At 68.7% G+C, this 13,769-nt stretch carries 16 protein-coding genes; 7 read left to right on the forward strand and 9 right to left on the reverse strand.

The window, feature by feature from the left end:
* The first annotated feature begins 56 nt into the window (after nt 1-56).
* From ML342_RS02575 to ML342_RS02600, 6 genes are all read left to right on the forward strand, one after another.
* Complete coding sequence (locus tag ML342_RS02575) at nt 57-281, forward strand: DUF167 domain-containing protein (protein ID WP_240125372.1); 225 nt, start codon at nt 57-59, stop codon at nt 279-281.
* Between the two features lie 139 nt (nt 282-420).
* Entirely contained in the window at nt 421-2,553 is a 2,133-nt protein-coding gene (locus tag ML342_RS02580) for a sodium-translocating pyrophosphatase (RefSeq protein ID WP_240125373.1), read from the forward strand.
* A gap of 63 nt (nt 2,554-2,616) precedes the next feature.
* Entirely contained in the window at nt 2,617-3,612 is a 996-nt protein-coding gene (locus ML342_RS02585; RefSeq protein ID WP_240125374.1) for a GGDEF domain-containing protein, read from the forward strand.
* Nucleotides 3,613-3,718: 106 nt separating this feature from the next.
* Complete coding sequence (cydP, locus tag ML342_RS02590; protein ID WP_240125375.1) at nt 3,719-3,925, forward strand: cytochrome oxidase putative small subunit CydP; 207 nt, start codon at nt 3,719-3,721, stop codon at nt 3,923-3,925.
* A 75-nt stretch (nt 3,926-4,000) separates the two neighbouring features.
* Nucleotides 4,001-4,126 carry a cytochrome bd-I oxidase subunit CydX gene (gene cydX, locus ML342_RS02595; RefSeq protein ID WP_114960595.1) on the forward strand — a complete coding sequence of 42 codons (126 nt, stop codon included), beginning with the start codon at nt 4,001-4,003 and terminating at the stop codon, nt 4,124-4,126.
* A gap of 11 nt (nt 4,127-4,137) precedes the next feature.
* A complete protein-coding gene (locus ML342_RS02600) occupies nt 4,138-4,401 on the forward strand; it encodes a cyd operon YbgE family protein (protein WP_240125376.1) in 264 nt (87 codons plus the stop codon).
* Between the two features lie 27 nt (nt 4,402-4,428).
* Here the strand turns inward: ML342_RS02600 and ML342_RS02605 are convergent, their stop codons facing one another.
* Genes ML342_RS02605 through ML342_RS02645 form a run of 9 tightly spaced genes read right to left on the reverse strand, consistent with a single transcriptional unit; the run spans nt 4,429 to nt 13,229 of the window.
* Nucleotides 4,429-5,559: an NAD(P)/FAD-dependent oxidoreductase gene (locus ML342_RS02605; protein WP_240125377.1), complete on the reverse strand. Its 1,131-nt coding sequence runs from the start codon at nt 5,557-5,559 to the stop codon at nt 4,429-4,431.
* Nucleotides 5,556-6,077: a protein tyrosine phosphatase family protein gene (locus tag ML342_RS02610; protein ID WP_240125378.1), complete on the reverse strand. Its 522-nt coding sequence runs from the start codon at nt 6,075-6,077 to the stop codon at nt 5,556-5,558. Before ML342_RS02610 ends, ML342_RS02605 begins: the two co-directional genes overlap by 4 nt.
* The gene (locus tag ML342_RS02615) at nt 6,074-6,433 is read right to left on the reverse strand and encodes a carboxymuconolactone decarboxylase family protein (RefSeq protein ID WP_240125379.1); all 360 of its coding nucleotides are present in this window, start codon (nt 6,431-6,433) and stop codon (nt 6,074-6,076) included. Before ML342_RS02615 ends, ML342_RS02610 begins: the two co-directional genes overlap by 4 nt.
* A 15-nt stretch (nt 6,434-6,448) precedes the next feature.
* Nucleotides 6,449-6,886, reverse strand: coding sequence for a thioredoxin TrxC (gene trxC / locus ML342_RS02620; protein ID WP_240125380.1), 438 nt, complete (start codon nt 6,884-6,886; stop codon nt 6,449-6,451).
* Nucleotides 6,883-7,359: an OsmC family protein gene (locus ML342_RS02625; protein ID WP_240125381.1), complete on the reverse strand. Its 477-nt coding sequence runs from the start codon at nt 7,357-7,359 to the stop codon at nt 6,883-6,885. The genes trxC and ML342_RS02625 overlap by 4 nt, the downstream gene beginning before the upstream one ends.
* A 20-nt stretch (nt 7,360-7,379) precedes the next feature.
* Entirely contained in the window at nt 7,380-10,634 is a 3,255-nt protein-coding gene (locus tag ML342_RS02630) for an efflux RND transporter permease subunit (protein ID WP_338064978.1), read from the reverse strand.
* Complete coding sequence (locus tag ML342_RS02635; RefSeq protein WP_240125382.1) at nt 10,627-11,715, reverse strand: efflux RND transporter periplasmic adaptor subunit; 1,089 nt, start codon at nt 11,713-11,715, stop codon at nt 10,627-10,629. Before ML342_RS02635 ends, ML342_RS02630 begins: the two co-directional genes overlap by 8 nt.
* Complete coding sequence (locus tag ML342_RS02640; protein ID WP_240125383.1) at nt 11,702-11,908, reverse strand: YgaP family membrane protein; 207 nt, start codon at nt 11,906-11,908, stop codon at nt 11,702-11,704. The genes ML342_RS02635 and ML342_RS02640 overlap by 14 nt, the downstream gene beginning before the upstream one ends.
* A gap of 40 nt (nt 11,909-11,948) precedes the next feature.
* Entirely contained in the window at nt 11,949-13,229 is a 1,281-nt protein-coding gene (locus tag ML342_RS02645) for an NAD(P)/FAD-dependent oxidoreductase (protein WP_240125384.1), read from the reverse strand.
* A gap of 154 nt (nt 13,230-13,383) precedes the next feature.
* Here ML342_RS02645 and ML342_RS02650 point away from each other — a divergent pair, with 154 nt between their 5' ends.
* The gene (locus ML342_RS02650) at nt 13,384-13,740 is read left to right on the forward strand and encodes an ArsR/SmtB family transcription factor (RefSeq protein ID WP_240125385.1); all 357 of its coding nucleotides are present in this window, start codon (nt 13,384-13,386) and stop codon (nt 13,738-13,740) included.
* The last annotated feature ends 29 nt before the right edge of the window (nt 13,741-13,769 follow it).

Raw genomic sequence — 13,769 nt, forward strand, 5'->3', positions numbered from 1 at the left:
CGGCCAACGCCGGGCGTTTGCTTTCGTGCTCACACCGGCCATGCGATCCTGTGCATATGCCGATCCTCATGATCAAGGCCAAACCCAACAGCCGCATCTCCGCGCTCACGCGGCAGGAGGACGGCACGTGGCTGGCGCAGCTGAAATCGCCACCGGTGGACGGCAAGGCCAATGCCGAGCTAATAGCGTTGGTGGCGCAGCACTTCGGCTGCGCAAGATCACAGGTGCTGGTGAAAACCGGTGCCGGCGCGCGCCTGAAACGCGTCCAGATCCCCGATTGAACCGGCCCGCTGGATGTGCGGTTGCAGCATCCCCCACTGCCGCAAGTCTCGCCCAGGTATGCGATAGTCAGGCCGTGTCCGCCGCGCGGCGGGCGCGACAACCTGCTGTCTTCCATTCGAATACCCGGGGAGGGGTTTCATGCTGGAGCAATATGGTTTGGTGCTGGCGCTGGCCTGTGCCGTCGTCGCAATCGCATATGGCCTGTGGGCCGCCCTTTGGATCGATCGGCAACCCGCCGGCAACGAGCGCATGCAGCAGATCGCCGGCGCGATCCAGGAGGGCGCGCGCGCCTATCTCAACCGGCAGTACACCACGATTGCCGTCGCCGGCGTGGTGCTGCTGCTGCTGATTGGTTTCTTCCTGAGTTGGCATACCGCGATCGGGTTCGCGATCGGCGCGGTGCTGTCCGGCGCAGCCGGCTACATTGGCATGAACGTGTCGGTACGCGCCAACGTGCGCACCGCCGAGGCCGCGCGCAGCGGCATGGGCCCGGCGATGAACGTCGCCTTCAAGGGCGGCGCGATCACCGGCATGCTGGTGGTCGGCCTGGGCCTGCTGGGCGTGGCCGGCTACTGGTACGTGCTCACCCACCCGATGGGCGCGACCCAGGCCGAGGCGCTGCACGCGCTGGTGGGCCTGGCCTTCGGCAGCTCGCTGATCTCGATCTTCGCGCGCCTGGGCGGCGGCATCTTCACCAAGGGCGCCGACGTCGGCGCCGACCTAGTGGGCAAGGTCGAAGCCGGCATTCCCGAGGACGACCCGCGCAACCCGGCGGTGATCGCCGACAACGTGGGCGACAACGTGGGCGACTGCGCCGGCATGGCCGCCGACCTGTTCGAGACCTACGCGGTGACGGTGATCGCCACCATGCTGCTGGGCGGGCTGATGGTCGCCAGCGTCGGCCAGCATGCGGTGCTGTATCCGCTGGTGCTGGGCGGCGCGTCGATCCTCGCTTCGATCATCGGTACCTTCTTCGTGAAGGTCTCCGGCAGCAACCCCAACATCATGGGCGCGCTGTACCGCGGGGTGATCGTGTCGGCCGCGCTCGCGGCCGTCGCCTTCTACCCGATCACCACCCAGCTGATGGGCGACTCCAGCTTCGGGGCGATGAACCTGTACGGCTGCGCGCTGATCGGCCTGGCGCTCACCGGCGCCATCGTCTGGATCACCGAGTACTACACCGGCACCCAGTACGCGCCGGTGAAGCACGTCGCGCAGGCCTCCACCACCGGCCACGGCACCAACATCATCGCCGGCCTCGGCGTGTCGATGAAGGCCACCGCGCTGCCGGTGCTGGCGGTGTGCGCCTCGATCCTCGGCGCCTACACGCTTGGCGGGCTGTACGGGATCGCAATCGCCGCCACCTCGATGCTGTCGATGGCCGGCATGATCGTGGCGCTGGACGCCTACGGGCCGATCACCGACAACGCCGGCGGCATCGCCGAGATGAGCGAGCTGCCGCCGGAGGTGCGCAGCGTCACCGACCCGCTGGACGCGGTGGGCAACACCACCAAAGCGGTCACCAAGGGCTACGCCATCGGCTCGGCCGCGCTGGCGTCGCTGGTGCTGTTCGCGGACTACACCCACAACCTGCAGACCCAGCATCCCGATGCGACCTTCACCTTCGACCTGTCCAACCACATGGTCATCATCGGGTTGCTGATCGGCGGCCTGATCCCGTATCTGTTCGGCGCGATGGCGATGGAAGCCGTGGGCCGCGCGGCGGGCAGCGTGGTGGAGGAGGTGCGCCGCCAGTTCCGCGAGATCAAGGGCATCATGGACGGCAGCGGCAAGCCGCAGTACGACAAGGCGGTGGACATGCTGACCAAGTCGGCGATCAAGGAGATGATCCTGCCCTCGCTGCTGCCGGTCGTGGTGCCGGTCGTGGTCGGCCTGACCCTGGGAGCGCAGGCGCTGGGCGGGCTCTTGATCGGCACCATCGTCACCGGCCTATTCGTGGCCATCTCGATGACCACCGGCGGCGGCGCGTGGGACAACGCCAAGAAGCACATCGAGGACGGCCACTTCGGCGGCAAGGGCTCCGAGGCGCACAAGGCGGCGGTGACCGGCGACACCGTCGGCGATCCCTACAAGGATACCGCAGGCCCCGCAGTGAACCCGCTGATCAAGATCATCAACATCGTGGCGCTGCTGATCGTGCCGCTGCTGCCGGTCACACCCGCCACGCCGGTCTCCAGCGCCACCCCGGCGGCCACGACCGTCAGCGCGCCTGCGCCAGCGGCCATGCCAACCGGCGGAACATCGCGCTGATCCTGCCGCGCCGCTCGCCTACACGGCGGGCGGCGCGCATCGTAATCAAGCCTGCGATCGACCATGAAAGCCGCGCTCTCCAACGTCCTGTTCCGGCTGCGCAATGACTTTCAGCTGAGCATGATCTCGGTGCTCGGCGCGATCGGCGTACTGGCCATCCTGCCGTTCAGTCTTCTGCGCTTCTGGCAAGGCAACCCGGTGGCCGGCACCGCCGATCTGCTGGTGGCCAGCGCCATCTGCGGCAGCGCGCTGTACGCCTGGCGCAGCGGCAAGCTCGACCGCGCCGGGGTGATCATCGCGCTGTGCAATACGGCCGGCAGCCTGGCAGTGGAAGTCCTGCTGGGCAAGCCGGGTCTGTACTGGATGTACGTGGCCATGCTGGCCAACTTCTTCATCGTCGGCCGCAATATCGCCGTCAGCCTGGCCCTGGCCGGGATCGCGCTGGCGCAGTTCATCCCCGGGGCATTCGATGATCCCGTGCAGCGCGCCAGCGTGATCACCACGCAGCTGCTGGTCGCGCTGTTCGCGTTCATTTTCGCTCACCGCACGGCCATACAGCATCAGATGCTGGAACGCCTGGCTACTCACGATGCCTTGACCGGCGCCCGTAACCGCCGCGCTCTGGAGCAAGAGCTGGACATCGCCATGGCCACCGGCGCGCGCCAGATGCGTCCGAGCGCGCTGCTGCTGCTGGACCTCGATCACTTCAAGCAGGTCAACGACCGCTACGGCCATGAAGCTGGCGACCAGGTGCTGTGCCAGTTCGTGGACCTGATCCATGCGCATACCCGCGCTGGTGATCGCCTGTTCCGCTACGGCGGCGAGGAGTTCGTACTGCTGCTCGAGAACACCGGCATCGCTGGCGCCCAGGCGGCCTTCGCCAAACTGCAGGCGCTGGTCCACGCCAGGCTGCGCATCCAGCAGATGCCGGTGACCATATCGGCCGGGGCTGCCGCCTTGCACCCGGGAGAAACGCGCGAGCAGTGGCTTGCGCGCGCCGATGCCGCGCTGTACCGGGCCAAGCAGAACGGCCGCGACCGCCTGGAAATCGCGGATTGATCGCGCTGGACATTTTGTCCCACGGTGGCTTGCGCTCTTGTATATTAGAAAAAGCTGAAATAATGTGCGCAGGGTTCCTGAAGAGCAAACCTCCATGCATCCGGCGATGGCGAACCCCCCATCCCATGGCACGACGCCGCCCTCCCCTTGGGCCTGGCTGCGACGCCACCTGCTGCTGTTGATCGCGATCAAGCTGTCGCTGCTCGCCCTGCTCTACGTCCTGTTCTTCGGGCCCGGCCAGCGCCCGGCAGTCGATGCCGACGCGGTGGCCCGCCAGCTGCAATCCTCTTCCGTTCCCTCGTCTTCGAGGTAAGCCGTCATGCCCGATGCGCGGGCAGGTGACCCGCGCGCACGTCGAAGAACAAGCCCGCAATGGAGGTGGCTACTGATGTGGTACTTCTCGTGGATCCTCGGCATTGCCTTCGCGGCGGCCTTCGCCATCCTCAATGCGATGTGGTACGAGATGAAGAGCGACCGCGCGCGCGGCGTGAAGGCGCCGTTCGAAGCGCCCTAAAGGGGACGACGATGGCACGCCTGGGCTCCCTGCTGCTGGGCGCGCTGCTCGCGCTCGGCCTGCTCATCCTGCCCGCGGCGCGCGGGCGGGAACTGAGCGCCGCCGAACACGGCTGGATGACCCTGGTGCTGCTGGCGGTCTGCGCCCTGTTCGTGCACGGCAGCGGCTTCCGCTTCGAGTCCGGCATGCTGCGCCGGCTGTTCTCCCCGTGGCTGCTGTGGCCGCTGGCGCTGGCCTGTACTGCTGGCTTCGCCTGGCGCGCCGCGGGCGGGTGAAGCCCGCGGGTGCCCGCATGCCGCCGCTCAGCGGTACTGGCGCAGATAGCGCTTCTCGAACGCGGCCTTGGCCCAGTGCATCAGCCGCAGCGGCGGCAGCGCGCGCGCACTGTCCCCCTTGCGGCTGACCAGCAGGCCGCGATCGAGGGTGTCCACGATGCACACCAGCTCGGCGGTGAACGCTTCCTCCACCGGCTCGCCGCGCAGGGTGCGCAGCAGGTTGCGTGCCGCCACCCCGGCCTGCAGATCGGCCTGATGCGCCTGCTTGGGCAACCAGTCCGGGCCGGGGAAGCTGCCGCCATCGCCCGCGACGAAGGTGCAGGCCACGCCCGGTACCCGGCACTGCGCATCGCCCTGCACGAACCCGCCCGGCGAGCGCGGCAGCGTGGTCGCATCCAACCAGGCCTGGCCGGTCAACCCGGGCATGAAGACGGTCATCGCGCTGTCGAGGCGGGTGCGCTCCAGCTGCACCGCGTCGGCCTCGAAACGCACCGGCTTCTCGCCCAGCACGGTGTCGATGCCGCGCTTGCGCATCTCGCCCAGGATCATGCCGACCGCCTTCTCGCCCAGCCGCTGGCCGGGCTTGTCGGAGGGGCTGAAGAACACCAGCCGGAAACGCTCGCGGCGGCGCTGCCGGCGCAGCAGGGTGTCGATCCCGAACAGGAACTCGAACACCGGGCCGCCGCGCATGGCGACCGGCTCGTTCGGATTGGCGCCAAAGCCGAAGCACAGCGTGCCGCCCTGCAGCGCCGCCAGGCGGTCGCGGATGGCCTCGCCGGCGGCGATGCCATCGCAGGGGATGATGGCGTGCTCGATCCCCGGCAGCTTGCGCAGGAAGCGCGCGCCGGTGGCCAGGATCAAGCCGTCGTTGCGGACATCGCCGGCGTCGGTGTGCAGCACCCGCGCGTCTTCCGACAGCCCGGTGGCCTGCGCCTGGTGGAAGTGGATGCGCTGGCGGGCGAGGAAGCGGTCCAGCGGCACCACCAGGTCCTCGCGCCGGCGAGTGCCGGCGGGCAGCCAGATGCTGCCCGGCAGGTAGTGCAGCTCGGCGCGCGGCGCGACCAGGGTCAGCTCGGCCTCGGGCGCGTGCCGACGCAGGGTGCGCAGCGCGGTCAATCCGGCGAAACCGGCGCCGACCACGGTGATGCGCGGATTCATTTCGCCTCCGGCGCGCTCAGGCCCAGATGCTGCCGCAGCAGCGCTTCCAGATGGGTCAGCCCGGCCGCCTTGCCCAGGGCCAGCGCCTGCTCCGCCGCGGCGTGATCGAGCTCGAACTGTTCCAGCGCCAGCAGCGCGCCGGCGCGGTTGCCGCTGGAGCAATGCACCAGCACCCCGCCGTGGGCCGGCGCCAGCACCGCGTGCAGGGCGCGCGCGTTGGCGTCGGTCAGGCCCTGGCCGCCGTCCACCGGGATGTTGACGTAGCGCAGCCCGGCAGCGCGCACTTCGGCGGCCTCGTCGCGCCCCTTCAACTCGCCCGGCACGCGCAGGTCCACCACCGTGCGCACCCCGCGCGCCTTCAGCGCGCGCCAGTCGCCCGGCGCCGGCTGGCCGGAGGTGTACAGCCCCGGCAGCGGCTCGTGCAGTTGGACTTCGGTCACTGCCGGCGGCGGCGCATGCGCGCAGCCGCTGGCCACGGCCACCGCCAACAACACGCTGAGCAATGCGCGCGACCTCATGCCTCGGCCTCCTGCGGGGCAGAGAGCTCGTCGAAGGCGCGCAGCGCCTCGGCGGCATAGATCATCGACGGCCCTGCGCCCATGTAGATCGCCATCGACAGGGTTTCCAGAACTTCCTCGCGGGTCGCGCCGGCCTTGATCGCGGCCTTGGCGTGGAAGCCGATGCAGCCGTCGCAGCGGGTGGCGATGACGATCCCCATCGCGACCAGCTCCTTGGTCTTCACGTCCAGCGCGCCGGGCTTGAGCGCCTCGCGCGCGAGCATGGAAAAGCCGCGCATCGGCTCGGGGGCGCCCGCGCGCAGCTTGGCGATGGCCGCATTGAGATCGTCGATCAACTCCGGATAGGACTGGCTCACGCTCCGCTCCTCGGGTCAAAGATGCTGACGCGTCCAGCGCACGATGTCGGCGGCGCCCATGGCCCCGGCCTGGCGCGCCAGCTCGCGCCCGCCGCGGAACAGGGCGAGCGTGGGAATGCTGCGGATGCCGAAGCGCGCGCCCAGCGCCGGCTGCGCCTCGGTATCCACCTTCGCCAGCCGCACATACGGCTCCAGTTGCGCCGCCGCGGCCTCGAACTGCGGGGCCATCATCCGGCACGGGCCGCACCACGGCGCCCAGAAATCGACCAGCACCGGCAGCTCGGCGCGCTCCACGTGGGCATGGAACCCGGCGGCATCCAGCGCCACCGGCTTGCCGGCAAACAGCGCCGCGCCGCATTTTCCGCACTTGGGACGCTCCGCCAGCCGCGCCTGCGGCACGCGGTTGAGCGCGTGGCAGGCCGGGCAGGCCACTAGCAGGCTGGGGTCCCTCATGCCGCACCCTCGCTGATCCCGGTGACGAAGGCCTGGCCCTCGGCATCGATCACCCGTACCTCGACGTCGATGCCCTCGCGCACGCTCTGGGTGACGATGCAGAACTGCTCGAACTGCGCCAGCACGCGCTCGAAATGCTCCAGCTTCGCCGCCGAATCGGCGAGGCGGATGGTCACCTCCGCGCGCGGGATGCGCCAGCGCCCGGCTTCGTTGCGCGCCTTGTGGGCGACGATCTCGGTGCGGATCGGGCCGGGCGCGTTCTTGAACTTGCGCAGCGCGAACAGCAGGCTGGCGGACAGGCAGTTGGCCACGCCCGCCAGCAGCAGGTGCGAGGGATTGGGCCCCGCGCCGCCGCCCAGCGGCGGTGGCTCGTCGGTGTGCAGCGCCTCCAGATCGGTGCCTTCGAAGCGGATCCGGAAGGCATAAGGACCCTCCTGTTCCAGCACCAGACGAATGCCCGCGTCTTCACTCATGCGTTTGCTCCCTTCGTCGGTCATGATGCCGCAGTATGGGCCTGCTGGCGCTTGCGCAGCACGTAGTACAGCAGCGGGATCACCACCAGCGTGAGCAGCGTGCTGACGAAGATGCCGAAGATCAGCGAGATCGCCAGCCCGTTGAAGATCGGGTCGTCGAGGATGAAGAACGCGCCCAGCATCGCCGCCACGCCGGTCAGCGCGATCGGCTTGGCGCGCACCGCGCAGGCGTCGATCACCGCCTCCACCAGCGGCACCCCGCGCGCGGTCTCCTGGTTGATGAAGTCCACCAGCAGGATCGAGTTGCGCACGATGATGCCGGCCAGCGCGATCATGCCGATCATGCTGGTGGCGGTGAACTGCTTGCCCAGCAGCGCATGGCCCGGCATCACCCCGATGATGGTCAGCGGGATCGGCGCCATGATCACCAGCGGCACCAGGTAGCTGCGGAACTGCGCCACCACCAGCAGGTAGATCAGCACCATGCCGGCCGCGTAGGCGATGCCCATGTCGCGGAAGGTTTCGTAGGTGATCTGCCACTCGCCGTCCCACTTGATGGCGTAGTCGCTGGTATCGGCCGGCTGCGCGATGAAGGTCTGCGCCAGGGTCTGGCCCGCCACCTTTTCTTTATCCAGCTTGCCGACGATCCCGAACATGCCGTACAGCGGACTGTCGAGCTTGCCGGCCTCATCTGCGGTGACGTACACCACCGGCAGGCCGTCCTTGTGGTAGATCGCGCCGTCCCAGCGCGCCCGCACCACCCGCACCAGCTCCGACAGCGGCACCAGCTGGCCCTGCGCGCCGCGCACCTTCAGCGCCAGCAGCGAGGACAGCGCCGCCTGATCCTGCGCCGGCAGGCGCAGGCGCACCGGGCGCGGGTACTTCGAGGCGCCGTCGTGCACGTAGGTGGCATCCAGCCCCGAGACCGCCATCGCGATAGCGTCGGCGATGGCGGACTGCGGCACGCCCAGGCGCGCGGCACGCTCGCGGTCCACCACGATCTGCTCGCGCGGCGCCTCCGCCTCGACCGTGGTGTCGATGTCCACGATGCCTTCGGTGCGTGCGAACGGCCCCTTGGCCAGCGCCAGCGCGACCTTGCGCTGGCCGGCGTAGTCCGGCCCGTAGACCTCGGCCACCAGCGGCGACAGCACCGGCGGGCCCGGCGGCACTTCCACCACCTTCACCGAGGCGCCGTACTTCTCGCCCAGTTTGGCCAGCATCGGCCGCATCGCCAGCGCGATCTCGTGGCTCTGGCGCTTGCGATGGTGCTTGTCCACCAGGTTGATCTGCAGATCGCCCATGTTCGCCGCGCTGCGCAGGAAGTACTGGCGCACCAGACCGTTGAAGTTGATCGGCGAGGCGGTTCCGGCATAACCCTGGTAGTTCAGCACTTCCGGCACCGTATCCACTGCCGCGGCCAGCTCGGTCAGCAGCGCGTTGGTCTGCTCCACGGTGCTGCCCTCGGGCATGTCGACCACCACCTGCACTTCCGACTTGTTGTCGAACGGCAGCATCTTCAGCACCACCAGCTTGAACACCGCCAGCGACCCCGCCAGCAGCACCAGGCCCACCATCGAGGCGAACAGCAGGTTGCGCTTGCGGTCGGCGCCATCGCCGCGCAGGAACGGCGACATCACCCGCTGAAACAGGCGATGCAGCCAGGTCTGCTGATGCACCTCGTGATCATGATCGGTCGCGGCGGCGTGGCCGTGGCGGGCCAGCAGCTTCAGCGACAGCCACGGCGTGACGATCAGGGCAACCGCCAGCGACAGCAGCATGCCGACCGATGCGTTGATCGGGATCGGCCGCATGTACGGGCCCATCAGCCCGGACACGAACGCCATCGGCATCAGCGCCGCGATCACCGTCAGCGTGGCCAGGATGGTCGGCCCGCCGACTTCGTCTACCGCCAGCGGAATGACCTCACGCAGGCTGCGTTTGCGCCCATCCGCATCCGGAATGGCCAGATGCCGGTGGATGTTCTCCACCACCACGATGGCATCGTCCACCAGGATGCCGATCGAGAAGATCAGCGCGAACAGCGACACCCGGTTCAAGGTAAAGCCCATGACCTTGGACGCGAACAGCGTCAGCGCCAGCGTCAGGATGACAGCGCTGCCGACCACGATGGCCTCGCGCCAGCCCAGCGCGAACAGCACCAGCAGCACCACGCTGCCGGTGGCGAACACCAGCTTCTGGATCAGCTTCTGCGCCTTGTCGCTGGCGGTCGCGCCGTAGTCGCGGGTGACGCTGACGTGCACACCGGCCGGGATCAGCTCGCCCTTCAGCTGCTGCACGCGCGCGGCCACGGCACGGGTGATGTCGGAGGCATTGCTGCCCGGCTTCTTGGCGATGGCGATGGTGACCGCCGGTGAAATACCCGCCTGCGGTCCCGGGCGTCCTGGCGGCGCGCCGTACCAGACGTAACGGCTGGCGAGATCGCCGCGCGGCTCGATGCGGGCCACGTCGGAGAGCAGGATCGGCTTGCCGTCGCGGCTGCCGATCACCAGGTTGGCGACATCGTCGGCATCGGCCAGATAGCGGCCGGCGGTCACCGGCACCACGCCCCGCGCCGCGTCCACGCGCTCGCCGGCCTGGTGCACCAGATTGGCCGCCTGCAAGGCCTGGGCGAGATCGTTGACACCCATGCCATAAGCGGCGAGCTTGGCCGCATCCAGCGTCACCAGCACGCTGCGGTCGGGCGCGCCGATGGTGTAGATGTCGCGGGTGCCGGGAATGCGCTTGAGTTCGGCCTCCAGCGTGTGCGCGACCTCCGCCAGCCGGGTGGCGTCCGTATGCGGATCATCGCTCCACAGGGTGAGCGCCATCACCGGCACATCGTCGATGCCCTTGGGCTTGACCAGCGGCTGGCCGACACCGGCGCGCTGCGGCAGGAAATCGGCGTTCGAGAACACCTGGTTGTACAGCCGCACCAGCGCCGGCTGACGCGGCACGCCGACCTCGAACTCCACGGTCAGCGCCGCCACGCCCGGACGGCTGATGGAATAGACGTGCTTGACGCCCTCGATCTCGGACAACTTTTGCTCGAGCGGGGTGGCCACCCATTGCTCGACGTCGCGGCTGCTGGCGCCATCGAACGGGACGATGACGCTGGCCATCGTCACGTCGATCTGCGGCTCCTCCTCACGCGGCGTGATGACCACCGCCAGCAGGCCCAACAGCAGCCCCATGATCGCCAGGATCGGGGTCAGCGGATTGTTCTGGAATGCCGCCGCCAGCCGCCCGGAAATCCCCATGCGCGTGCGCTCAGCCACGGCCTTCCCCCGCCTTTCTCTGGGCTGCCAGCGCCTGCAGCGCGGCGACCGGGTCCTGCGCCACCACGTCGCCCGCCTTCAGTCCGGAAATGATCTCCACCTGATCGCCCACGCGTGCGCCCAGGCGCACCTGGCGCAGCAGCAGGCGACCATCCTGCACCACGTAGACGCCGGTCAGTTCGCCGCGCTGGGCGATGCTGGCCGCCGGGATGCGGATCGCGGCGGCGGCTTCGGCCGGGCCGACGCTGTCCGCCGCGAACACCACCTTGGCGGTGGTGCCGGGCGCCACCGGTGGATCCAGCGTCGGCAGGTTCACGCGCACGTTCACGCTGTGGCTGAGCGGATCGGCGGCCGGAAACACGATTACGCTGGTCGGGGTGAGCGTGCGGCCATCGCCCAGGGTGACGCTGGCGGCCGGATTGCGCCGGATCGCATCGGCACGGCTCTGCGGCACCGCGACCTCGATGCGCAGCGCATCGGGCGCGTACACGCTCATCAGCGGCATGCCCGGCGCGACGGTCTCGCCCGGCTCCACGGCGCGGCGCGCCACCACGCCGGCATACGGCGCGCGCACCACAGTGTAGGCAGCCTGCTGGCTGGCCTGGGTCAACGCGGCGGCCGCCGCGTTGCGCGCGGCGATGGCCGCATCCCGCGCCGCCTTGACCTGATCGAGCTGAAGCTTGGAGACGTACTGCGTCTCGGCCAGCGCAAGATAGCGGCGATAGGTCTGCTCCGCTTCGGCGGCATTGGCCTCGGCCGCACGCAGCTGCGCGCGCGCCAGTTCGGCGCCGGCCTGCTGCTCCACCGCGGTGATCCGCAGCAGCACCTGGCCTGCCTTGACCGGCTGGTTCACGTCCACCAGGACCTCCTGCACGCGGCCTGCGGTCTGCGCCGCGAGGTCGGCGCGACGCACCGCCTCGACCACGCCGTCCCAGCCACGGCCGGGCAGGCCCTGTCCGGCCTCGACCTTGAAGGTGGCAAGACCCGCCGGCAACGCCGGCACCTGCGCCGGCTTTTCGCCGCCGCAGGCCGCCAGCGCCAGCGCCAGCGCGGCAGGCAGTAGCGCCTTAGTTGAACGCACAGCCGCCTCCGCGCACGCCGAGCTTCTTGAAGATCATCGCCGCCGGGCAGAAGCCGGTGAAGCTGGCCTGCAGCATGTTCAGGCCGATGAACGCGGTGAACAGCAGCCACTTGGGCGAGACGAAATAGACCAGCAGCACGCTGACCAGGATCATCACGCCGGCAAAGGCCATCACGGCACGGTCGAGGTTCATGGGGAAATCTCCTTGGATCGAAATGTGGACGTCGGCAAACTCACTTGGCGTCTTTCAGACGCTCGATCCCGAGCAGGCTCAGGATGTGCTTTTCGTAGATTGGCTCGCTGGTGCCATTGCGCATCTTGTAGAGGAAGTACTTCTCGAAACCGATCTTGGCCAGGTGCACCCACTTGCCGATCTTGGTCCAGGTGACGTTGCGCGGCGGGATCTGCGGCAGCGCCACGAAAGCCGCGCCGGTATCACCCATGTCGGCCAGGCACACGGCATTCCAGGTGCCTTCGTAATCGGGCGTCTTGCCTTCCAGCTCGGCCTTGATGTTGCGCACGATGGTGGTGACCATCGACTCGATCATGAAGCCGGTCTTGGGCGCGCCGGTCGGCACCGGGGTCGCCTCCACCGGCGGAATCGCCACGCATACGCCGGCCGCGAAGATCTTCGGGTACTTCGGGCTGCGCTGGTGCTTGTCCACGATCACGAAGCCGCGGGGGTTGCACAGGCCTTCGACCGCGGCCACCGCCTCCACGCCCTTGAACGCCGGCAGCAGCATCGAGAACTTGAACGGCAGCACCTGCGGCTCCAGCGGCTGCCCCTTGGCATCGTGCGGCACCACGGTCATCTCGCCCTCGCGCACCTCGGCGACCTTGGCGTTCTCGATCCACTTGATGTGGCGCTGGCGCATCTCCGATTCCATCAGGCCCTTGGAATCGCCGACGCCGCCAAGCCCCATGTGGCCGATGTAGGGCTCGCTGGTGACGAAGGTGATCGGCACCCTGTCGCGCAGCTTGCGCTTGCGCAGGTCGGCATCGACGATCATCACGAACTCATACGCAGGGCCGAAGCAGCTCGCGCCTTGCACCGCGCCGATCACGATCGGGCCGGGGCTCTTCAGGAACTCCTGGTAGGCCTGCCAGGCGTGCTCGGCGTGCGGGGTGGTGCACACCGACTGGGTATAGCCACCCTCCGGACCGGTGCCCGGCACCTCCTCGAACGCCAGCTTGGGGCCGGTGCAGATCAGCAGATAGTCATATTCGATGCGCTCGCCGGCCTCGGTGATCACCGCATCGCCCGCGGCGTCGATCCTGGCCACGCCATCGCCGTTGAAGCGGATGCCGTGCTTGCCGACGTAGTCGGACACTTTGAGGGTGATGTCCTCCGGCTTGCGCCAGCCCACCGCCAGCCAGGGGTTGGACGGCGTGAAGCTGAACACATCGCCCTTGCCCACCAGCACGATCTCGTGCTTCTTGCCCAGCACCTCGCGCAGCTCGTACGCCGCGCTCATGCCACCCAGCCCTGCACCCATCACTACGATCCTGGCCATTGCATCGATCCCCGTTGACGCCTGTTTGGCGGCCTCTAAACTTTAGATGTTGCTTATATTAGTGTCAACTGATATAAAATCAAGCCTGAACCCGCTCCCGGCAGCCGCCAGCCATCGCTGGCACACTGCCACCCTTTCGATGCCACCCCCGACCATGAGCAAGGCCCGCCGCTCCCCGCCACCGCCATCGCTGGAACTCGACCCGGAAGCCATGCGCGAGCACGCCTCCGACGCCGCCCGGCTGCTGCGCACACTGGCCAACGACAAGCGGCTGATGCTGCTGTGCCTGCTGGTGGGCGGCGAGCGCTCGGTCAGCGAGCTGAATGCCAAGGTGGAGCTGAGCCAGTCGGCGCTCTCGCAGCACCTGGCGGTGCTACGCGCCGATGGCCTGGTCACCACCCGGCGCGAAGCGCAGACCATCTATTACCGGCTCGCGGACGGCCCGGCCCAGCGCATCCTGGCCCTCCTGCACGACATCTACTGCGGCAACGCTCAGGCCTGCCCGGCCTGAGCGGCCGCCTGCGATCAAGCCCGGCGATC

Source organism: Thermomonas alba, from assembly GCF_022419205.1.
Classification (GTDB): domain Bacteria; phylum Pseudomonadota; class Gammaproteobacteria; order Xanthomonadales; family Xanthomonadaceae; genus Thermomonas; species Thermomonas alba.